Origin of the sequence: Paenarthrobacter sp. CAP02 (assembly GCF_040137855.1) — a bacterium.
In the GTDB taxonomy this organism is placed as follows: domain Bacteria; phylum Actinomycetota; class Actinomycetes; order Actinomycetales; family Micrococcaceae; genus Arthrobacter.
Genome location: NZ_JBEEII010000004.1, coordinates 106,637 through 128,134, shown reverse-complemented (window position 1 = coordinate 128,134; position 21,498 = coordinate 106,637). Strand labels below are relative to the sequence as shown.

The window sequence follows — 21,498 nt, the reverse complement described above, 5'->3', positions numbered from 1 at the left end:
AACGCGCTGCGACTTTAACGCGCTGCGACGCTTTCAGCCCAGCTGGGCCGCTACGTCTCCCCCGGGGCCGGGTTACTCAAGCCCGGGTTTACTCGGGTTGGTGCCCTCCGGACCCTAGGACCGGGCAAGGTTCAGGACGATTTCGACGGCGGTCCCGCCGCCGTCACGCGGCCTCCACTGGATCGATCCCCCGAGCTCACTGGTCACCAGCGTGCGGACAATCTGAAGGCCCAGGCCTTCTGTGTACTGCCCGTCCGGCAATCCAACGCCATCATCTGCGATGGTGACCGTCAGGAATTCGTCGTTCCCGTCCCCGTCGGCCCTGTCCGCCAACAACCATACGGTTCCAGTCCGCCCCTCGAGCCCGTGCTCCACGGCATTGGTGACGAGTTCGTTGATGACCAAAGCCAACGGAGTGGCGAAGTCGCTGGGCAATTCACCGAACAGCCCGGAACGCTCTGTGCGTACCTGCTGGGAGGGGGAGGCAACCTCGGCCGACAACCGGAACTGCCGTCCAATGAGCTCATCGAAGTCGACGCTCTGCGTCAAACCCTGCGAAAGTGTCTCGTGGACCAGTGCAATGGTGGCTACGCGCCGCATGGCCTGTTCCAGGCCCTGCTTGGCTTCGTCACTGACCATACGGCGGGACTGCATGCGCAGCAGCGCAGCCACAGTCTGCAGGTTGTTCTTCACCCGGTGGTGTATCTCCCGGATGGTGGCATCCTTGGTAACGAGTTCCATCTCCCGCCGGCGAAGTTCGGAAACGTCACGGCAGAGAACGAGGGCACCGAATCGATGCTGCTCGTCGCGCAAGGGAATGGCCCGAAGAGACAGGCTCACGCCCCGGGACTCGATTTCACTGCGCCAGGGCATCCTGCCCGTAACCACCAATGGCAGGGTTTCGTCCACCATGCGGCGATCTTTCAGCAGACCGGCAGTCACTTCGGCGAGCGAGCGTCCCTCCAGCGATTCGACTTCGCCGAGACGGCGGAAGGCGGACACTCCGTTGGGACTGGCATACTGCACGACTCCGTCGGCATCGAGACGGATAAGCCCGTCACCAACACGGGGCGCCCCTCGGCGGGATCCCGTCGGTGAGGCAAAGTCGGGCCATAACCCGAGCGTTCCCATCCGTAGGAGGTCGTACGCGCACTGGCGATAAGTCAGTTCCAGCCGGGACGGCATCCGCGAACTGGACAGGTCCATGTGCGAAGTGACAACGGCCAGTGTGCGGCCGTTGCGCACCATGGGAACGGCTTCCACGCGCAAAGCCATCTCGCTGCTCCAGCTGGTTTCACTGGACCGTTCGATCGATCGGCTGTTCCACGCCTTGTCCACCAATGGGCGGAGGTCGGAGCGGATGCCCTCACCCACGAAGTCCGCATGGAACACCGTATGCGATGTCGACGGACGCACGTGGGCGAGGGCGATATAGCCGAGCTCCGGGTGCGGGAACCACAACGCAAGGTCCGCGAAAGCCAGGTCGGCGACCATCTGCCAGTCACCGACGAGGAGGTGCAGCCATTCGGCATCTCCAGGCCCGAAATCAGCGTGTTCCCTGATGGGGTCTGTAAAGATTGCCACTGCACCTCCATTTGCGACGCCGGGACTTGCTCCTAGCGTCGAACGATTGACCTCAAGAGCCTTAATGCTACCGACAGTGACGCCATGTCGTCGGCTTCGAGTGCGTTGACCTCATCGAACATGGTCTTGGCCCGGCCGAGCTGCTCGGCATTCTGCCCCTCCCATGCCCTCAGGCGATCCTCCGCCGAGGTGCCGGACTCAGTCGACTCAAGTACCGACGTCGTCATGTCTGCCACCGTCGAATAAAGGTCATCCCTCAGTGCAGCACGGGCCAACGCCTGCCAGCGGTCGTCACGTGGAAGCGAACTGATTCGCTCCAGCAATGAATCGACGTGGAAGCGGTTGAACACCGTGTAGTAGACGTGGGCGACGTCCTCGACCGTGTCGTTTCCGGTCCGGGCGATCCGGGCAATATCCAGAAGGGCATAGCTTTCAAACAGCTCCGCCCACCTGTGTGCCAGATGATCCGGCAGTTCCCAACTGCGTGCCTTCTCCAACCAGCCGGTGATGCGGACCTTATCCTCGCCCCGCAGGTAGTCCAGCAGCTTTGCACGCAGCGGAGCCAGCATCGGCTTGAACGATTCCACGACCTCGGAAATCGGCTGGGACGCCATGCCCTGACCCAACACCCACCGCACTGCGCGGTCGAGCAACCTGCGGATGTCCAGGTGTACTTCGCTCCAGTGTTCTGTAGGGAAGGACGCCGGAAGCGCATTCAGTTCATCGACCATGGGGTCGAGGTCGTAGATTTCGCGCAGGGCGACGAAAGCCTTGGCGACTGCGACTTCATTGGCCGACGTCTCTTCCATGGCCCGGAACGCGAAGGTGATGCCGCCGAGGTTGATGATGTCATTGGCGACCACAGTGGCGATAATCTCGCGCCGCAGCGGATGGGTGTCCAATTCGGCGTCGAACTTCTCGCGCAATTGCTTGGGGAAGTAGTTGCGGATGGTGTCCGCAAACCACGGATCATCGGCAAGGTTGCTGTCGCGGAGCGCTGCGCCGAGCTCGATCTTCGCGTAGGCCGCCAGGACAGCCAGTTCCGGAGACGTCAGGCCCTGGCCCTGTTCCAACCTCGCACGCAGGGTGTCAGTAGTCGGCAGAGCTTCAAGGTCGCGCTTGAGGTCTGCGGACTTCTCCAGCCAATCCATCAGGCGCTCGTAGCTCGGGCTCCAATCGGCAACCCGGGTCCTGTCGTTGAGGAGCAGGATGTTCTGGTCGATGTTGTCCTGCAGGACCAGCCGTCCCACTTCGTCAGTCATATCGGCCAGGAACGACGCCCGGTCCGCGGCTTCCAGCTTGCCTGCCGCAACCATCCTGTCAACGAAGATCTTGATGTTGACCTCGTGGTCGGAGCAGTCCACGCCGGCCGAGTTGTCGATCGCATCCGTATTAAGGATGACCCCCTGCAGGGCAGCCTCGATGCGTCCACGCTGGGTCAGGCCCAGGTTTCCACCCTCGCCCACCACCTTGACCCGCAGGTCGCGGCCATCGACGCGAATGGCATCGTTTGCCTTGTCACCCACCGCGGCATGCGTCTCGGTACTGGCCTTGACGTAGGTACCAATGCCGCCGTTGTAGAGAAGGTCGGCCGGCGCCAGCAGGATCGCGCGGAGGAGTTCCGGCGGGCTGAGCTGGGTTGTGCCGTCGGGCAGCCCCAGCGCCTTGCGGACCTGGTCCGAGACCGGAATGGTCTTTGCCTGGCGCGCGTACACGCCACCGCCTTCGCTGATGACTGAGCGGTCATAGTCGTCCCAGGAAGACCTGGGCAGTTCGAACAACCGCTGCCTTTCGGCGAAGGACGCCGCCGCATCGGGAGTCGGATCCAGGAAGATGTGGCGGTGGTCAAAGGCTGCCAGCAGCCTGATGTGCCGGGAAAGCAGCATGCCATTGCCGAAGACATCGCCTGACATGTCGCCCACGCCGACAACCGTGAATTCTTCGGATTGGGTGTCGAGATCCAACTCGCTGAAATGCCTCTTGACGGATTCCCAGGCTCCGCGTGCCGTGATGCCCATGGCCTTGTGGTCGTAACCGACCGAACCGCCTGAGGCAAAGGCGTCGCCGAGCCAGAAGCCGTATTCGGCAGCCAGCCCGTTGGCCGTATCCGAGAACGTTGCGGTGCCCTTGTCAGCTGCCACTACCAAGTAGGAGTCGTCGCCGTCGTGCCGGACAACGTCCGACGGCGGCACCAGCCTCTCGCCGTCCGCTGAGGTGACGAGGTTGTCAGTGATGTCCAGCAATCCCCGGATAAAGGTCTTGTAGCTCTCAATTCCTTCGGCCATCCAGGCGGCCCGGTCGACGGCAGGGTTAGGCAGCTTTTTGGCAAAGAAGCCGCCCTTGGCTCCCGTGGGAACGATCACCGCGTTCTTTACCGTCTGGGCCTTAACAAGGCCCAGGATCTCAGTGCGGAAATCCTCCCGCCGATCCGACCAGCGAAGACCCCCTCTGGCCACCTTTCCAAAGCGGAGGTGTACACCTTCCACCCTCGGGGAGTAAACCCAGATCTCGAACATGGGGCGCGGGAAAGGAAGCCCATCAATCGAGGTCGGATCCAGCTTGAAGCTGACGTAGTCCTTGTTTTGGAAGTAGTTGGTCCGCAGCGTCGACTCGATGAGGTTCACGAAAGTCCGCAGCACCCGGTCGGCATCCAACGTGGCTACTTGCTCAATGGATTCCGCGAGTGCATCCCTGGCAGCAGCCTGTCGGTCAGCCCGAAGGTCCTCGGGCACCGCGGGATCGAAGCGCGCCGAGAAGAGTTCGTTGAGACCTCGGGCAACGTCGGGGTTCCCGAGGAGTGTGTCAGCTATGAAACCGAAGGAGTTGGTGTTGCCCATTTGCCGCATGTACTTGGCGTACGCGCGCAGCACCACAACCTGCCGCCAGTGCATGCCTTCACGGAGGACCAATTTGTCGAAGTTGTCCGACTCCACAGCCCCGGTCACCGCTGCCCCAAACGAATCGCCCAGCAGGTCACCCGTGGTCAGGGGATCAACCCCGGCAGGGTACTTAAGCCCGAGGTCGTAGAGGAAGAAGTCCCGGTTGTCTGCGGTTTCAATCTCAAAGGGGCGCTCGTCCAGGACTTCGAGGCCGAGGTTATGGAAGTAGGGAAGGATCTGGCTGAGGCTCTTGGGTTCCATCAGGTAGAGCTTGACGCGTGCGTCCTCTTCCAACGCCTCACCCGCGCCCTCCGGAAGGTATACATGCACCCCCGGCTTGACCTGCTGGGTGGATGCCCCCGCCCTTTCCGCTTGGGCACCGTACTTCTCGAAGCGCTCGATATCTTCCAGGGCATCTTCGACTTCGTAATCCACGCGGTAACCGGCCGGGAATGCCTCAGCCCACAGAGCCGACAGGACATCGGCTTCGGCAGTTGGACGGTTCTCCCGCAGGACTTCGGCGATACCTTCGCTCCACGACCTCGATGCCCGCATCAGGCGGTGTTCGAGCTCTTCTACATTAACCTCGGCAAGTTCCGCGGCCCGGGGCAACCGGATCCGGAAGAAGACACGGGCCAAAGCCGACTCGGTAATCCGGGCCTCGTAGTCAATACTCTCGGCCTGGAAGGTCTCACGGAGTTCCTGCTCGATCCGGAGCCGGACGCTGGTGGTGTAGCGATCGCGGGGCAAGTAGACCACAGCGGACATGAATCGGCCGTAAATGTCGGGCCTCAGGAACAGCTTGGTGCGCCGGCGTTCCTGCAGACGCTGAATACCCGTGGCCGTGGCAGCCAGGTCAGCTACCTCGATCTGGAACAGCTCATCGCGGGGATACGTCTCGAGGATGCCGAGCAGGTCCTTGCCGGAGTGGGAGTCGATCGGGAATCCGGCATTACGCAGGACTGCATCCACTTTATCCCGCACAATCGGTATGCTGCGCACGGATCCGGTGTAGGCACTGGTGGCGAAAAGCCCGATGAAGCGCCGTTCACCGTTGACATTGCCCATGGCATCAAAGCTTTTGACACCGATGTAGTCGAGGTAGGCAGGCCGGTGCACGGTAGAGCGCGAGTTGGCCTTGGTAATGACCAGGGCACGCTTCTCCCTGGCACGCTTTCGACCGGCATCCGTCAGGTGCTGGACCTGGCGGGTGGAGTCTCCGGCACGGAGCAAGCCGAGGCCGCTGTCTTCCCGCAGTTGCAGGACGTCTTCGCCCTCTTCATTGACGAGGTCGTACTCCCGGTACCCCAGGAAAGTGAAGTTTCCGTTATCCAACCATCGCAGGAGGTCTTGGGCCTGCCGAAGTTCGGCAACCTGTTCCGGGTGGGAGACGCCTCCCAGCGCTTCAGCCAGTTCGAGTGCCTTGCTGCGCATTTTCGGCCAGTCTTCAACGGCTGCCCTGACGTCGCCCAGCACGCGTTGCAGGCCGGCGACGAGCTCTTCGCGGACTTCATCGCTCACGCGGTCGATCTCGACAGCAATCCACGATTCCATGTGTGACGCGTTGTCACCGTCACCGAGGAGATGAGCCACGCTTGGCAGTGCTGCTGTATCACCGCTGGAGATACCCACATTGGACGGCACCCTGGAGATCTTGGCCAGTTCCCCGGACGTCCGATCGCGCGACACCACGAACAAAGGGTGCATTACGAGTCGGATGGCGCAGTTCTGGCGAACGAGCTCAGCATTGACCGAGTCAACGAGGAAGGGCATGTCGTCGGTGACGATGTAGACGACGCTTCGGTCGGATTCGGCGGATATTTCCACTACGGCATTGCCCGGTCGGCGGGACTGGGCAACAGTCCTGTGATGGGAAGCCCGCGACATCAACAGCTCAGGCGAGTATGCGCGGGAATCCTCCTCTGCGAGATGCTCATAGTAGTCACCGAAGAACCCTTCACGGACAACTGCTGCATCGGACCGATCCTCCACGCTGGATCCTGACGACATCGACAAACGCCTCCATCACAAGTTGATTGCTGCGACTCTGCAGCCCACATGGTGAGCCTATCGTTTATAAAAGCGAAGGGCTCTGGTTGATCGACCCAAAGAATTGCGGTTTTGCTGGCCAGGCGCACAAACGAGCTGGGCGATGGCATGTCGGAGGGGTGAGTCCGGGGCAGCTTCGAGCAAGACCGCACCAGTCAGCAGGGCCAACTCGCAGGCAGCAGGATCCGAGGGAAGGTACGCGTCGATGCCCCGGCCGGGTCCGAACCGTTCCCACGCCTCCTCCAGTTGCCGCCTGGGCGAATGACCCACGGTGGATCGCTTGACCTTGTTCAGCACCACACGGGGCGATGCCTGCGGAACGACTGATGCAAGATCAGCCAAGCCGCGAATCAGGCGCGGTATCCCTATGGGATCCGCCGCTCCCACAGCAAGCACCAGGTCAGCCATTTCCAGGCTGCGGAGGGTTGCCGCGTTGCGCCTCGGAGTCATGGTGTCAAAGCTGAGTTCCTCATCCGACTCAAGACAGAATCCCGTGTCCACCACCACAAATTCCGCCGCGTGACGGGCGAGCTCAAGAACCGTGGACAGCGCCGCTGCCCGGAGCTCAGTCCAACGGTCCGCACGCGTGGTTCCGGTGAGAACGCGGAAAGCGCCTCCTTTGGTAAATACGAAGGAAGCCGCTGACTCCAAAGCCCTGTCATCGAGCAAGCCCTGATCGGCCAGCCTGCACGCCTGCGCCAGACCTGCCGACTCTTCCAGCAGGCCAAGAACTGCTGAAACGCTGGCACCATAGCTGTCAGCGTCGACCAGGATCACTGATTTGCCGTCTGCCGCAAGTTCCGCCGCGATGTTGACCGCTACCAGGGTCCTGCCGGGTGCACCTGTCGGACCCCAGACGGCGATAATCTCACCTTGTCCGCGCGGCCCTTCCTCCACATCTGCCGGCGCCGGAACCCTTGTCAATTCTGCGGCCGGATCTGAGAATGCGCTGCCGTATCCGGAATGGTCTCCAGCAATTGACGCAACACGTCCTACTGCTTCAGAGATATGGTCGGCGAGGGCGGACGGATTGATTCCGTGTGCGGCGGCGACAACGCCGATGGACTGGAGTCGTCGGGATTCCTCGGGATCGTCAGTGAGGGCTACTACCGAGACCCCCACCGCACCAAGGCGGTCGACGAGGGTTGCGGTCAGCTCCCGGCAGCCTTCGGCAACGACGGCGGCCATAGCCAGCCCGCTTTGGCACGCGGCAATCAGTTCTGCAAGCTCGGAGCAGCGCCGGACAACCGTTACCGGTCCGTGCAGGCGCTCAAGCCCACCCACGACGTCTTCTTCAGCTGTGCCGACGGTTACGACGGGAATACTCACCGGGCCAAGCCCGCCGGGTTCCACACAACGGACACCTTGGCATCATTGGCCTGCGCACCCAACAGCTTGGGCATTTGTTCATCGGTCACCAGCACCAGTACAACTTTTGTCTTCGAAGCCCCCAAGGTAGTGGCACCTTCGGACACCTGTGCGATTTCCGCGCCCGGCAACAGCAATTCAGGTTCTTCGAATGACCTGTCGGTTCCGGGCATGGCAACCCACACATCCACCCGCGCCCCAGGTACGGCCTGCTCGGGCAGTTCTTCATCCACCGATATGGCAACCGGTTTACGATTCAGGAGGTCGGCCGTACCCAGGCTGTCCTGCGGAATCAATTGATTCTTCGCTACCCTCTGTACCGCGACCTTGTCCGAAGGTAAACCGCTTTCGACGGTAACGTAGCTCGATTCGACGGCATCCAAACGCACGTTGACGATGGAAAAGTCGGCTTCGGTAATCCGCTGGCCAACTGCGATATCCTCCCGGGCGGCATATACCTGAGTCGTCTTGTCAGCCGCGCCCACGAGCGCGACAACGCCGGCAATAGAGAGGAGTACCAGAAGAATCCCGACAAGCAGTCGAGGGTCCTTCCACGAGGGCTTCCTCAAGCGCGCGGACGCCGCAGCTGCATTTGGACCCATTTTCCAGCTCCCCCTACGAGTTTGGGCATGTCCTATGGACTTGCCTCCCATTCTTGCCCGGGGCGGGCGGCGGCCCCAAAGCGAACGACCCCAAATGGTCCAAAACTGTGGATAACTACCCCAAACAGCACCACCGATGGCAAAATGGAGCCATGCCCCGATTTCTGACTCTGGCGGATGTCGCCGAACAACTCCAAATAAACTCCCCCCAGGCTTACGCGTTAGTGCGCAGCGGGGAACTGAAGGCCATACAGGTGGGAGGGCGCGGACAATGGCGCATTGAGGAAGCGATGCTGGAGCAGTACATCCAGGACCGATATGCAGAAGCCAGCCGAATGATCGAAGAGTCCAGGTCCAAAACCGCCCAGCGTTAGAGCCCTTGGGCACCGGGAGAGCTAATGGCCGTGAACGCGACAAAGGGAACGGTCACAACCGCCGCAACGCTTCCGGCGCGCCTTTCCTCACCCTGCAGCACGACTGCCAAGTCAAAGTGGTCGCTCCCCACCCTGTCGATAACCCCATCGAGCTTATGGCCGCCGCTATTCCGGACAGCCAGGTGGACCACGAGGGGGATGCGGCCCCTGGACAGGGCCCGCAACGCCGAAGCAATTCCCAATGAACGTTGAACCCGGGATGCTTCTTTGACTGCCAGCCTCCCAAGCCCTTGGTAGGACAGCACGGATCCATGAGGGATCAACCATTGCCGCGCCCCCTCAGTCAGCACAATCCACTCACTGCCGACGTGGCTTAGCCCACCTTGGAGCACGCTGCCATCCATCAGCATGACCTTGATGCCTGAGCCAACCACGCCGCGGAGCCGGTCACTGAGTTCGATGCCACCGAGTTCAACCCTGGCCCGTTCCGTTATCTCCGATTCATCACGGAGCGCGCGTTCGGCCGAAAATTGTGCTTCCAAATCGCTGAAAAGAGAGTCCCATCTCATGTGGCCAGACTAGGCTGCACTAGGAACGCAGGACAATTCACGGCTTTCTGATGGCCAGGATTGGACAATCGTCGACAAAACCCATCAGAATGGGTCAAAGACGATCAAACGATATCAAACTAGGCTTTGGGGGCTTGGAATGGCGCGAACACTACGCAGGGACCTGGTCCTTGCCGCTTCGTTACTCGGGCTTGGTTTGCTTTTGGCGTTCACCGGCACCGTCCTGATGGGCCAATGGTTGGCGGCCGAACACCATCATCAGCAGTCCTCCCTTGACCACGTTTTGGGAGCCTCCGCCAGCATCGTTGGCAGCTCCATTGCGACGTGGTGGACCGCGTCATGTTTCCTTGCCTTCCTGGCCACCGCAATGCAGCGCAGAGGCCGGACAAAAGCCGCCCGCTCCATTTCCAAGTTCAGCCCCGGTTTTATGCTGCGCCTTGCTGCAGCCGTACTCGGCCTGAACCTGCTGGGCTCCGGCGCCGCGCAAGCAGCAACACAACCCGAACCTGGGTGGCACGCCACGGACACGGTGACCACCGATTCCACCGGTGCATCGTGGACCCCGACATCGCACAGCACGCCGAAGGTCGGCGCTCCAGCGCCTGTCGAAACAGGTTCTTCAAGGGTCGAGGCCTTTAGCCCCGGGTGGAAACCCCAACACCCCGTTGTTGATCCCGGGCTCCTCAGCCGACCCGCGTCCCGGCAGGCCACGTACCCCGGGAAAGCAGATGTCATCGTGCAACCCGGAGACTCGCTGTGGTCCATCGCGGCTTCACGGCTGGGGCCTTTCGCCACTGACGTAGACATCGCCCTGTCCTGGCCCAAATGGTACGACGCGAATCGCTCCACGATTGGTGCCGATCCGACCCTGCTGCAGCCAGGCCAGGTCCTCCAGCCTCCACCCCCCGGCTAGCCCGAAAATCCGCGGTCCCGAAGGTCCGCCTGCGAGCCCGCTCAGGGGCTCCAGTAGCATCCCGACTCCCATCCATCGTCATCCCAGCAGAAGCCACCCAGGCAACGGCGACCCCACGCCCGAGCCCATGTTGTGAATGCATGAGGTATGACCATGACCGTTACGACTCCGAGCAGGCCGGCAAGCCGTCAAGGCGGAAGAGGGACCGGCGTCGTCCGCAGCTCCAACAGCGCGGACGTCGACGTTCGACTCGTTGCGAGGAGCATTGCGCAGGCAGCTTTGGAGGTTCTCGCAGGGACGCGGCCCCTCCAGCAACTCTCACGTTCCCTTGATGCCGAGTGTTACCTCTCCTTGCAGCACCGGGCTGCCCTCACCAGAAAACATGCCGCCAGGGTCCGCGGCAGCCAGCAGCCCCACAGCAGTCCGATGGTCCGATCCGTTCGGACATGCTCCATCTCCGAGTCCATCTGTGAGGCCAGCATCGTGGTGGCGGAAGAGCAACGCTGCCGCGCGGTAGCCATGAGGCTGGAACGCCTGGATGGGGTATGGCAGGTTACTGCGCTCGAAATTGGCTGACAGCGAACCCATCGCAAGGCGGGACCAATGAATAAAGGCGAACCCCGGACCTTAGGTCCGGGGTTCGCCCTTTAGACTCGCAGCTACCGAGGGTCAGCGGCGCTTCTTCTTCGCAGATTTGCGTGGCTCCTGGCCAGCCGCCTTGGCGGGATTGCCGGAACGGCCTGACGCGCGGCCCTCCACCCGGGTCTGGGTTGCTCCGTCCTCGCCGGGTGCGGTGTACTGCAACTGCGCCGGCTTCTCCGGTGCCTGCAGGCCTGCCGCCCGGATTTGCGGATCGTGGTGCTCTGTATGCGTGCCAGTGGCAGTATCGTCGGCGACCACTACGTCCTCGGCGGGCGTTACTTCGACTTCAAGGTTGTACAGGAACCCGATGCTCTCTTCGCGAATGGCTTCCATCATGCTTTGGAACATGACGAAGCCTTCCCGTTGGTACTCGACCAGGGGATCGCGCTGGGCCATGGCCCGGAGCCCGATTCCTTCCTTGAGGTAATCCATCTCGTAGAGGTGTTCCTGCCACTTTCGTCCCAGGACCGAAAGGACCACACGGCGTTCAAGCTCGCGCATGCTCTCCGATCCGATGGCTTCTTCGCGGGCCTGGTACACGAGCCGGGCGTCCGAAAGGATCTCATCCTTCAGGAACTCTGCCGTGACGCGTGACTTGCCGCCGGCCTCCTCGATGATGTCTTCAGGAGTAACCGTGGCCGGGTAGAGCGTCTTCAGGTTCGTCCACAACTGGTTGAAGTCCCAATCGTCGCCGGTTCCTTCGGCGGTTGCTGCCTCGATCAGTGCATTGATGGTGTCCTCGAGGAAGTACTGGACCTTTTCGTGAAGGTCGTCGCCTTCGAGGATCCGGCGACGGTCACCATAGATGGCTTCGCGCTGGCGGTTGAGGACATCATCGTATTTGAGGACGTTCTTGCGCTGTTCCGCGTTGCGAGCCTCAACCTGGCCCTGGGCCGAGGCAATTGCGCGGGACACCAGCTTGGACTCGAGCGCTACGTCATCAGGTACTGAACTGTTCATCAGCCGTTCGGCGGCGCCGGAGTTGAACAACCTCATGAGGTCATCAGTCAGCGAAAGGTAGAAACGGGATTCGCCGGGGTCGCCCTGACGGCCTGAACGTCCGCGCAACTGGTTATCGATACGGCGTGATTCGTGGCGTTCGGTACCCAGGACGTACAAGCCACCGAGGTTCAGGACTTCTTCGTGCTCGTCCTTGACGGCCTGCTTGGCTGCGGCCAGCGCTTCGGGCCACGCGGCTTCGTATTCTTCGGAGTTCTCTTCGGGATCGAGACCACGCTTGGCCAGTTCGGCGATGGCGGTAAACTCTGCATTGCCACCGAGCATGATGTCAGTACCACGGCCAGCCATGTTGGTGGCAACGGTTACCGCACCCTTACGGCCCGCTTGGGCCACGATGGAGGCTTCGCGTGCGTGGTTTTTCGCGTTGAGGACTTCGTGGCGGATGCCTTCCTTTGCCAGCAGCTTCGAGAGGTATTCGCTCTTTTCAACGCTGGTGGTACCAACGAGTACCGGCTGTCCGTTTTCGTGGCGTTCGGCAATGTCAGCTACCACTGCATCAAACTTGACGACCTCGTTCTTGTATACGAGGTCTGACTGGTCAATACGTTGCATATCCCGGTTGGTGGGAATGGGAACGACGCCAAGCTTGTAGGTGCTCATGAATTCCGCGGCCTCGGTTTCGGCCGTACCGGTCATGCCGGAAAGCTTGGAATACATGCGGAAGTAGTTCTGCAAGGTCACCGTGGCGAGAGTCTGGTTCTCGGCCTTGATCTCGACATTTTCCTTGGCTTCAATGGCCTGGTGCATGCCTTCGTTGTAACGGCGTCCAGCCAGGATGCGCCCGGTGTGCTCGTCGACAATCAGGACCTCACCGTCGAGGATGACGTAGTCCTTATCCCGCTTGAACAATTCCTTCGCCTTGATGGCGTTGTTGAGGAAACCAATGAGGGGCGTGTTGGCAGATTCGTACAGGTTTTGGATTCCGAGATAGTCCTCAACCTTTTCGATGCCGGCTTCCAGCACGCCGACGGTCCGCTTCTTCTCGTCCACTTCGTAGTCGACCTCAGGCTGAAGCCGCGTAACAACCTTCGCGAATTCGCTGTACCACCGGTTGGTGTCGCCCTGCGCCGGTCCCGAGATGATCAAGGGCGTCCTCGCCTCATCAATGAGGATGGAGTCAACCTCATCAACGATCGCGAAGTTGTGGCCGCGCTGCACGAGTTCACTGGCATCCCAGGCCATGTTGTCGCGCAGGTAGTCAAAGCCGAACTCGTTGTTGGTGCCGTAAGTAATGTCGGCAGCGTACTGTTCACGGCGCACGGCCGGGTCCTGGTTGGACAGGATGCAACCACTGGTGAGGCCAAGGAACCTGTAGACGCGGCCCATGAGTTCGGACTGGTATTCGGCAAGGTAATCGTTCACCGTGACCACGTGGACGCCTTTGCCGGTCAGGGCGTTGAGGTAGGCCGGTGCGGTGGCAACAAGGGTTTTACCTTCACCGGTTTTCATTTCGGCGATGTTGCCCAAATGCAAGGCGGCCCCGCCCATCAGCTGCACATCGAAGTGCCGCATTCCCAGGGTCCGTGATGACGCCTCGCGAACGGCGGCAAAGGCTTCGGGCAGCAGGGCCTCAAGGGTTTCGCCGTCTTGGTGGCGGGCACGGAGGCGATCCGTTTCCCCACGGAGTTCAGCGTCCGTGAAGGACTTGAAAGAGTCTTCCAGGGCATTGATGGAATCGGCATAGTTCCGCAGTTGCTTGAGTGTCTTTTTGTCACCCGTGCGGAGAAGTTTTTCGATTAGTGATGCCACGTGAAATTGCTCCCAGTCTCATGCTGCCGAATTCTGGCTGTTTCAGTCTACGGGAGAGACCAACGCCACGTTGCCGGGTTCACCTGTGAGCGGACTGCTCGGCTGGGCCGGGCCGGCACTATCGACACTGAGGACTGCCACCTCACTGGCCAGGCTGGCTGCAAGGTCACCAACGGGCCAAACCACCACTTCGTCCAAGCCGAGCCATCGGGCCATCAGGCAGAGCTCTGCGGCAAGTTCGACGGCGGTACCCGCCGGTGCGTCGGCCTCACCGAACGCCGAGCGCACCAGCAACTGGCCGGAGGCCCTGTCCGCCTTCAGGTCCACCCGGGCCACAATGCGTTCCCCCAGGAGGAACGGCAGAACGTAGTAGCCGAAACGTCGTTTGGCGGCCGGGGTGTAAATCTCAATCCGATAGTGGAAGCCGAAGAGCTCTTCCAGGCGTCGACGTTCAAAGACCAAAGAGTCAAAAGGACTGAGCAAAGCGCGCCCCTCCGCTTTTCGCGGCAATTTTGCCTCGACGTGCTTGAACGTTTCCCGGTCCCAGCCGCGGACGGAGACAGGTTCCAGCCGCCCTGATTTCACTAAACGCCGGACCGATTCCGCTCCCGCCTTCACCGGTGTACGGAAATAGTCCGAGAAGCACCGCACCGTGCCAATGCCATGGGCTTGGGCTGCCGCGTCCATCAATCGGTCCAGGGATGCTTCGGGATCAAGAACCGGCGGAGCCAGATCCGGAACGACCCGGGTGGTGAGGGTGTATTTCCGCTCGAATTGTTGTGTCCTCATAGCCGCGGAAACCCTTCCTTCTTCAAAGAGGTGCTCAAGCACGCGTTTGACCACGTTCCAGTTCCAACCCCATTGATCCCGCGAAGCGTCGTGGACATGCCCGAGCTTCGCAGTCAGTTCGGACGCGGTCATTGGATGCCCTGAGGCGAGGGCCGAGAGAATGCGGTCTTCCATACCCTGACGTTCCAAGGGATCCAGGTTGTGCGCGCCAACCCAAGCGCGCTTTTGCCACAGCAGGAGGTCGTGGAAGTGCTCCGGCCGGATAAAGCTTGCCTCGTGCGCCCAATACTCCATCATCTTGCGCGGCTTCCGGCCAGCCATGACATGCAGGATGTCGGGGTCGTAGTTACCCAACCGGGAAAAGAACGGAAGGTAGTGGCTGCGTGACACTACGTTCACTGAATCGATCTGGACCAACTGGAGCCGGGCAAAGGTCCGGCCCACCGCCCGTGCTGTGACGGGGCCGGTGGGCCGGACCTTTGCCAAACCCTGAGCTGCCAACGCGATCCGCCGTGCCTGTGAGAGGCTCAGCGAAGCGGTCATTGAAGTCCCTTCATGCAGGAGTTGACGACTTACTTTGCCGTAGCGGCCTGGTCATCGGAGCGATAGGCGTGGATCTTCTCTTCCACTGCCTCTTCCCCCGGTTCGCAGGTGGAATCAAGGGTAATCACACCATAGGTCCAGCCACTGCGCCGGTAAACGACAGAGGGCGCGTTGGTTTCCTTGTCCAGGAACAGATAGAAGTTGTGTCCCACCAGTTCCATGCTGTCCACGGCGTCGTCGAGTGTCAGCGACGCTGCGGGGAACACCTTGCGGCGGATCAGGACGGGTGAATCGCCCGCCGGGATGTCGTTCTCAATCTCGTAGGGAGAACGCTCATCGGTTTGTGGCTCGGAGTCCTGGTGATTGCTTGCCTCGACGTAGAGCGGCTCGCTGGTGCTGGCCGGCTCCAACGTTGCCGTGGCCTCCCTGACGGCCTTGGGCGTGTGGCGGCCGTGGTGGACCTTCTTGCGGTCCTTGGCACGGCGGAGCCGTTCCAGCAGCTTGTTGTACGCAAGATCGAAGGCAGCGAATTTGTCAGCGGCTGTGGCCTCGGCACGGATAACGGGGCCTCGGCCCAGGACTGTCACTTCGACGGTGAGCTGGCCCGGCGTCTGCCGGGGATTGGTTTCCTTGGAAACCTTGGCGTCTACTCGCTGGACCTTATCCCCCAGCGATTCAATCTTCGAGATTTTTTCGCCGGCGTATTCGCGAAAGCGGTCAGAAACTGTCAGATTTCGTCCGCTGATCATGAACTCCATGGTGCCCTCCAAATAACTCGGTGACACGACAACGACTCTGTTGGGGGCTGGTCTGACGGACAGTCGAGCCCCTTTCCGAGCCGCTATCGACAGGTACATCTGTTCTTGGTACCCACAACCGACGTTAGTTCATCGTCACGTGTTATTCATCCTTTGGCCGTTTATTTTTTGATTTTGTCTTATCAACTGCCGTGGGGTCGTCTGGGATCACTACGGAGGCGTAGGCTGGTGGCCTCGTGGCCGCGAGAACAACGGCGCCGCAAACCACGCCCCCGGCAGCGGTGACGGCCCGCGCAGCCTCGGCCAAGGTGGCGCCCGTAGTGAGCACGTCGTCGAGCAGTATGCATCGGGCACCATTGAGCTCCTTGCGCCAGCGGCTCCGCACACGCATGGAGCCGCGGACCCTGCTGGCCCTCCCGCCCCGCCCCAGCCCCTTTTGCCCGCCCCGATCCTGGCCGGCGTCGCCACCCAGCACGGACTTGGCAAGCCAAATGGCAAGATCGCGGGGTGCGAATTGGCCCAGCCCGTGGCGGAACGGACGGGCGGTCTTCACCAGCGCATCCAATGCACGGCCTTGCGGGTGCGTCCTCCGAAGCCGCATCCAGAAGAGCAGGAGGTGCACCGGGCTGAATCCGCGCTTCGCGAACGCCGTTGTACTGGTCGGTACCGGGACGAGGCGGTAGCCCTCCAAGCCGCCGGTGGCAGAGTCCACGGCCTTGCCCAGGCAGCTCGCCAGCACTCCGGCCAACTTCCATTGGCCATGGTGTTTGAACGAGAGCAGGCATTGTGCCAGTTCATCGCGGTACGGCCCCGCAGCCACCACACCGATCTTCGCCGTACCGTCGACCTCGACCAGCGCTGGCGCCTCCAGCTCCGCCCGAAAGGGCTGCCTGCAGAGTTGTCGGACCCGCTTCGCGCAAGTTCGACACAGGACGGTGTCTTCGGCATTGCAGCAGACACATTCAACAGGGATCAGCAAGGCCAGCAATTCAGCCGCGGTTCTTTGGAGCGCGGAAAGGATCCTGCCCATGGGTTGCCTGTCCGGACCGCGACGCCGTGCGGGACCGCTGGCTGGTGCTTCCAGGTCAGGGTCCTCGCGGCGACGGCGGCGGGCTGCTTTTGGGGCGGGAGGAAAAGAAGTCATTCCATCAGCCTGTGCCAGCGCCCTACTGCACGGAAGGACTTTGTCGGCCTATGTGGACAGAGGCCCTATGTGAACAAAGGGCCGTGATACCGGCCCGGCGAAGACGTCAGCCGGGAAACGCGGGCTCCGTAGGTCCTTTGAGCTGGAGTTCCCAGCCGTTGCCGACCCGCTGGAAAATCCCCGCCTCTGACTGACCATAGATCTGCTCGGATCCGTTGCCGGCACTGAGGCTGGTCAGTCCGTCCCAGGGTGCGAGCTGCTGGGGTTCACCTGAGGCCAAACTGAGCAACTCCGGAACAACCGTGGACGTCGCGGAACCGGACATAACGGCTACCGTTGACCCGTTAATCCATACACCCTGGTTTGCGTTGCCGGTGCTAAGGAGGGTGACCGGAGTTGTGAGGTCCTTGGGCACGCCGTCAGGAGTACGGACTATTCCGGTGATCTGGACCGCGGATTTGCCGTTGGCCTCCGAAATGACCAGGGCCCGGGTCCCTTCCCTGGACACCCGGAAATCCTTCACGGTCCGGCCCGAGAGCCAGGACGGGGTGATCGTGACGGCAGGCACGGTGGTGCCCGGTGGTACTCCGGTGGGTTTGTACGCCACCACTTCGGCAGCGCCGTTGGCACCGGGCCCCGCGGTCCAAACCCAATCCTGTGGGCTGAACGATGGCCCGGTCAGTGTGCTCCTGGTGGTGAGTTGTCGCGCAGGCTGTCCTGGTTCGATGGAGTACAGGGTGGTCCTGTCACCGTTGAGGAAGGCGGCCGTCTGGGACACTGGCGACTCCGCGGGAGCGTGCGGCCCCAAGCCCGCAACGGATTGGATGTCCGGGAGCGGGGAAACCCTGTTGTTCTCGTACCGCACCAGGTCACCATTGTTCACGGCGATCTGGCGTGCAGGAACATTCTTGTCCAGCACGGGCGGCAGCACCGTTCCGTTATCCTCGACCCGGACCAGGTCCTGGTCCGCCCGAAGTTGGACGTTGATGACATCAGGCTGGCTCCTGAAGGTCAGGGCCAGTTGGTTTTGCATCCTCTGGCGATCCTCCGCGGAGGCATCAAACAGTTCCTTCGCCGACAGGTCCACCTGCGCAGCACCTGAGACCACGGGCACGGATTCGCGGGCAAGTTTCATCCCCGATGGGAACGCACTGACCACAGCGCCCCGAAGGTAGGGTGCCGGGCCGGCCAACAAGGCGCTGGTCATCGATTTGACGGTGTTCTTCTTGATGAACCACCGATAGTCAGGGACCGCGTAGGTGAAGGTCGGGTCGTAGAAGTAGATGGGGTTTGCCCCATAAATGACCTTGAACGTTTCTTCCGGAATAGCCGTGCCGTCCGGGACCTTTGAAATGCGCCACTCCCCCTCTACCTGCTCCAAGGTCAGGGGGATGGTCTCCTTGGTTCCCGGTGGGAACTGGGTGGCAACGCCGTCAGCGTCCACGGAGTAGGCAAGATCAAGTTCGTAGACGTATTCGTTTTCCGCGGCAGCCTTGACCACGTGCGCCGCACGGAAAACGAGGGCCTTCTTGTCAGGCTTCCAGGTCACCGACTGCGCCTGTGTCAGGTACTGGCGGGCAACAGGGTAATCGTCCTCATAGCCGCTGCCGGCCATGTAGAAATCCTCAATGATGGTTTCCGGGCTGGAACCGGACCGCGGAGCGGCAGGAAAGAAGACCGGCGCATTCGGATTGCCTGCACCTTCATCCTTGCTCTTGCCAACTGGTCCTGATCGGGGAATTTGCGCGCAGGAGGTGAGCAGGAGCATCAGCACGGCCAGAATGACGGCTGCGGCCTTGGAGCGGGCAAAACGCGTTCTCGTCACGGGGCCTCTCCCGTTCCGCTGCCTGTTTGCGGATTCCGGTCAGCATCTGAAGCAGTCTGACCGGGATTGCCCGTGGATCCCGTGGATCCCGTACCAAGCACCAGCATGTGGCGTTCGTTTGCCGATCCGGGGAATTCGATGTCCGCAGGTTCCAGAAGCAACGGCGACTTTACGATGGTGCCGCCTTGGCGCAGCGGCAGCGTCAGGCGGAAATTGGATCCCGATCCCTTACGGCCCCAGGCCTGCAGCCATCCGTTGTGCAATTTGGTGTCCTCGGCAGCGATTGACAGGCCAAGGCCGCTGCCTCCCGTGGTTCGGGCACGGGCCGGATCTGCCCGCCAAAAACGGTCGAATACCCTCGCTGCCTCTGCCTGGCTCATGCCGATGCCGTGATCCCTGACGGACACGGCCACAGCATCATGGTTTGCTGCCACCGAAACATGGATGGGCCTGCCTTCACCATGTTCGAGTGCATTGAGCAGCAAGTTGCGCAGGATCCGATCGATTCTCCTGGAGTCCATTTCCACCACAATGCTCTTCTGGCGGGCGCTCAGCCGGACTTCCGAGCCATACTCCTCGGCCACGGGCGCAGCACCGTCAATGACGTGGGAGATCACCTGGAAGATGTCCTGGGGCTCGGCGTCGAGGACAGCGGCGCCGGCGTCGAACCGGGAAATCTCAAGCAGGTCCGACAGCAACGACTGGAAACGCTCAACCTGGTGATAGAGCAGCTCCGCGGACCTTTTGTTCATGGGATCGAACTCGTCACGGGCGTCGAAAAGGACCTCTGCGGCCATGCGCACGGTTGTCAGCGGGGTGCGGAGCTCGTGGGAGACATCAGAGACGAAGCGCTGCTGCATCTGGGACAGCGTCGCCAGCTGGGTGATCTGTTCCTGGAGGCTTGCAGCCATGTGGTTGAACGAGGCACCCAATCGTGCCACCTCGTCTTCGCCCTTGACTACCATGCGTTCCTGGAGCTGCCCGGCGGCAAGCTTTTCCGAGACCACTGCAGCGTGGCTCACGGGACTGACGACATTTCGGGTGACATACCAGGCAATGGCACCAATCATGAGAACCAGTGCTGCGCCACCGGCCCAAAGGACGTTCTGGATCTCATTGAGGGTCTGCTGGGCCGTGTTGAGGTCATAGATCAGGTACAGCTCATAGGCCGTGCCGTTGAACGTCACCAGGTTTCCGACCGCGATGCCGGGCCGGTCCTCGTTGCCCACAGGGAACTGCGTGGAGGCCCAGAACTGCTGCTTCCCGCCTTCCTGGACGGCCTTGCGCAACTCCGGCGGAATGACCCGGACTGTCAATTGGTCCGAGGCCCTCGACTCGACCCAGCGGTTTCGCGGCTTGGTCTGTTCGGGTTTGGCTTCGAAGACGTATCGCCGTTGAATGACCGATCCGCGGCCTTCCACCGCAGTGAGGGTGTCGTAAACCAAGGTGATGACGCTCGACTGGTCGGTGACCTGAGCGCCGTCGAACGTGTCCTGGACCTGTTTGACGTTGTAGCGTGACTCGGACTCCGCTTGGGCGAGTCGTTCCTGGAACAGGTTGTTGGCGATTTGGTTGGAAAGGTACGCACCCACGATGGCGAACGATGTCACGGCCAGGAGCAACGTGGTGAGGACCGTTCGGAATTCCAGTGAACGGCGCCAGCGTCGCAGTAAGGACTTCCACAGGAAGCGCAGGCCAGGCCGGATGTGCCTGATGCCGGTGACAACCAGCCGCGACACCCGCAGGACAAGGATCAGGGCCCGGCGCGTCCAGATCCGGGTTCGGGTCAGGAACCACGAGAGGTCCCGTGCCGGAGGCGGGGACGATTCTGCCGGTTTTGGGGTGGCCGAAACAGCCGGCGTCGGTTGTTCGACGCCGGATGTTTCGGAAACCTCGGGGGCAGTATCCCCTTTTGCCGCGCCGGCCTCGCCGGCTGCGGACTCAGGAACCTGCTTTATATCCGACACCACGCACCGTCAGGACAACCTCTGGCGCTTCCGGGTCGCGTTCAATCTTTGAGCGCAAGCGCTGGACATGGACGTTGACCAACCGCGTGTCCGCGGCATGCCGATACCCCCACACCTGCTCAAGGAGGAGCTCGCGCGTAAAGACCTGCCACGGCTTCCGGGCCAGGGCCACAAGAAGGTCGAATTCGAGGGGCGTCAGCGAAATGCGCTCACCGCCACGGGTCACCAGGTGCCCTGCGACGTCGATCGTGACGTCCGCAATTCGCAGCGTTTCGGGGGCCTTCTGGTCGCCCGGACGCAGGCGCGCACGAACACGCGCCACCAGTTCGGCAGGCTTGAAGGGCTTGGGCACGTAGTCGTCGGCACCGGACTCGAGGCCACGAACCACATCGGACGTATCGGACTTCGCCGTGAGCATCACGATGGGGACATCTGACTCGCCACGGATCTGGCGGCACACTTCAATGCCGTCCGAGCCCGGGAGCATGAGGTCCAGCAGCACGAGGTCGGGCTTCGAGGAACGGAAGATTTCCAAGGCCTGTCCACCATCCGCGCAGAAAACGGGCTCGAAGCCGTCATTGCGCAAGACGATGCCAATCATCTCGGCGAGTGCTTCGTCGTCGTCCACTACCAGAATGCGTGCCTTCATAGTTATATATTCCCTTATCGCCAAGTCTTTGTCCCGTTGGGCACGGCGCACGGCATGGCGCCCCCAGGGCAATT

15 protein-coding genes are annotated in these 21,498 nt (G+C 61.6%); 3 read left to right on the top strand and 12 right to left on the bottom strand.

What is annotated here, in order from left to right; translation table 11 throughout:
• Positions 1–114: 114 nt before the first annotated feature.
• The 4 genes from ABHM97_RS08375 to ABHM97_RS08360 are packed head-to-tail and all read right to left on the bottom strand — an operon-like array spanning position 115 to position 8,482.
• Positions 115–1,584 (bottom strand): sensor histidine kinase, encoded by a 1,470-nt coding sequence (locus tag ABHM97_RS08375; RefSeq protein WP_235520600.1) that lies wholly within the window; start codon positions 1,582–1,584, stop codon positions 115–117.
• A 32-nt stretch (positions 1,585–1,616) separates the two neighbouring features.
• Positions 1,617–6,473: an NAD-glutamate dehydrogenase gene (locus ABHM97_RS08370; protein ID WP_349470303.1), complete on the bottom strand. Its 4,857-nt coding sequence runs from the start codon at positions 6,471–6,473 to the stop codon at positions 1,617–1,619.
• A 57-nt stretch (positions 6,474–6,530) separates the two neighbouring features.
• A complete protein-coding gene (locus ABHM97_RS08365; protein ID WP_349470302.1) occupies positions 6,531–7,841 on the bottom strand; it encodes a CpaE/TadZ family protein in 1,311 nt (436 codons plus the stop codon).
• The gene (locus ABHM97_RS08360) at positions 7,838–8,482 is read right to left on the bottom strand and encodes a CpaB family protein (protein ID WP_349470301.1); all 645 of its coding nucleotides are present in this window, start codon (positions 8,480–8,482) and stop codon (positions 7,838–7,840) included. Before ABHM97_RS08360 ends, ABHM97_RS08365 begins: the two co-directional genes overlap by 4 nt.
• Positions 8,483–8,634: 152 nt before the next feature.
• Between ABHM97_RS08360 and ABHM97_RS08355 the strand changes: the two genes are divergently transcribed.
• Entirely contained in the window at positions 8,635–8,856 is a 222-nt protein-coding gene (locus ABHM97_RS08355) for a helix-turn-helix domain-containing protein (RefSeq protein WP_235520604.1), read from the top strand.
• Here the strand turns inward: ABHM97_RS08355 and ABHM97_RS08350 are convergent.
• Complete coding sequence (locus ABHM97_RS08350; protein WP_235520605.1) at positions 8,853–9,425, bottom strand: hypothetical protein; 573 nt, start codon at positions 9,423–9,425, stop codon at positions 8,853–8,855. The two genes, ABHM97_RS08355 and ABHM97_RS08350, sit on opposite strands and share 4 nt — an antisense overlap.
• 139 nt (positions 9,426–9,564) lie before the next feature.
• On the opposite strand from ABHM97_RS08350, the gene ABHM97_RS08345 reads away from it, so the two are divergent.
• Both ABHM97_RS08345 and ABHM97_RS08340 read left to right on the top strand, forming a co-directional pair.
• The gene (locus ABHM97_RS08345; RefSeq protein ID WP_349470300.1) at positions 9,565–10,338 is read left to right on the top strand and encodes a LysM peptidoglycan-binding domain-containing protein; all 774 of its coding nucleotides are present in this window, start codon (positions 9,565–9,567) and stop codon (positions 10,336–10,338) included.
• A 153-nt stretch (positions 10,339–10,491) separates the two neighbouring features.
• On the top strand, positions 10,492–10,914 hold the full coding sequence (locus tag ABHM97_RS08340) for an Rv3235 family protein (RefSeq protein WP_349470299.1): 423 nt from the start codon (positions 10,492–10,494) through the stop codon (positions 10,912–10,914).
• Positions 10,915–11,007: 93 nt separating this feature from the next.
• Here the strand turns inward: ABHM97_RS08340 and secA are convergent, their stop codons facing one another.
• From secA to mtrA, 7 genes are all read right to left on the bottom strand, one after another.
• Positions 11,008–13,749, bottom strand: coding sequence for a preprotein translocase subunit SecA (gene secA, locus ABHM97_RS08335; RefSeq protein ID WP_349470298.1), 2,742 nt, complete (start codon positions 13,747–13,749; stop codon positions 11,008–11,010).
• A gap of 42 nt (positions 13,750–13,791) precedes the next feature.
• Positions 13,792–15,081 carry a winged helix-turn-helix domain-containing protein gene (locus ABHM97_RS08330; RefSeq protein ID WP_349470297.1) on the bottom strand — a complete coding sequence of 430 codons (1,290 nt, stop codon included), beginning with the start codon at positions 15,079–15,081 and terminating at the stop codon, positions 13,792–13,794.
• A 29-nt stretch (positions 15,082–15,110) separates the two neighbouring features.
• On the bottom strand, positions 15,111–15,839 hold the full coding sequence (gene hpf / locus ABHM97_RS08325) for a ribosome hibernation-promoting factor, HPF/YfiA family (RefSeq protein WP_235520694.1): 729 nt from the start codon (positions 15,837–15,839) through the stop codon (positions 15,111–15,113).
• A 142-nt stretch (positions 15,840–15,981) separates the two neighbouring features.
• Positions 15,982–16,983, bottom strand: coding sequence for a ComF family protein (locus ABHM97_RS08320; protein ID WP_349470296.1), 1,002 nt, complete (start codon positions 16,981–16,983; stop codon positions 15,982–15,984).
• Between the two features lie 106 nt (positions 16,984–17,089).
• Positions 17,090–18,808, bottom strand: coding sequence for an LpqB family beta-propeller domain-containing protein (locus ABHM97_RS08315; RefSeq protein WP_349470295.1), 1,719 nt, complete (start codon positions 18,806–18,808; stop codon positions 17,090–17,092).
• Positions 18,805–20,778 (bottom strand): MtrAB system histidine kinase MtrB, encoded by a 1,974-nt coding sequence (mtrB, locus tag ABHM97_RS08310; RefSeq protein ID WP_349470293.1) that lies wholly within the window; start codon positions 20,776–20,778, stop codon positions 18,805–18,807. The genes ABHM97_RS08315 and mtrB overlap by 4 nt, the downstream gene beginning before the upstream one ends.
• Positions 20,750–21,424: an MtrAB system response regulator MtrA gene (gene mtrA, locus ABHM97_RS08305; protein WP_090818324.1), complete on the bottom strand. Its 675-nt coding sequence runs from the start codon at positions 21,422–21,424 to the stop codon at positions 20,750–20,752. Before mtrA ends, mtrB begins: the two co-directional genes overlap by 29 nt.
• Positions 21,425–21,498: the final 74 nt, after the last annotated feature.

Bases quoted from the DNA above. Each gene is read 5' to 3' on its own strand.
- ABHM97_RS08320 (WP_349470296.1), bottom strand. From the start codon at position 16,983: ATGACTTCTTTTCCTCCCGCCCCAAAAGCAGCCCGCCGCCGTCGCCGC.
- ABHM97_RS08350 (WP_235520605.1), bottom strand. From the start codon at position 9,425: ATGAGATGGGACTCTCTTTTCAGCGATTTGGAAGCACAATTTTCGGCC.
- ABHM97_RS08345 (WP_349470300.1), top strand. From the start codon at position 9,565: ATGGCGCGAACACTACGCAGGGACCTGGTCCTTGCCGCTTCGTTACTC.
- ABHM97_RS08355 (WP_235520604.1), top strand. From the start codon at position 8,635: ATGCCCCGATTTCTGACTCTGGCGGATGTCGCCGAACAACTCCAAATA.
- hpf (WP_235520694.1), bottom strand. From the start codon at position 15,839: ATGGAGTTCATGATCAGCGGACGAAATCTGACAGTTTCTGACCGCTTT.
- ABHM97_RS08330 (WP_349470297.1), bottom strand. From the start codon at position 15,081: ATGACCGCTTCGCTGAGCCTCTCACAGGCACGGCGGATCGCGTTGGCA.
- ABHM97_RS08340 (WP_349470299.1), top strand. From the start codon at position 10,492: ATGACCGTTACGACTCCGAGCAGGCCGGCAAGCCGTCAAGGCGGAAGA.
- mtrA (WP_090818324.1), bottom strand. From the start codon at position 21,424: ATGAAGGCACGCATTCTGGTAGTGGACGACGACGAAGCACTCGCCGAG.
- ABHM97_RS08360 (WP_349470301.1), bottom strand. From the start codon at position 8,482: ATGGGTCCAAATGCAGCTGCGGCGTCCGCGCGCTTGAGGAAGCCCTCG.
- ABHM97_RS08370 (WP_349470303.1), bottom strand. From the start codon at position 6,473: ATGTCGTCAGGATCCAGCGTGGAGGATCGGTCCGATGCAGCAGTTGTC.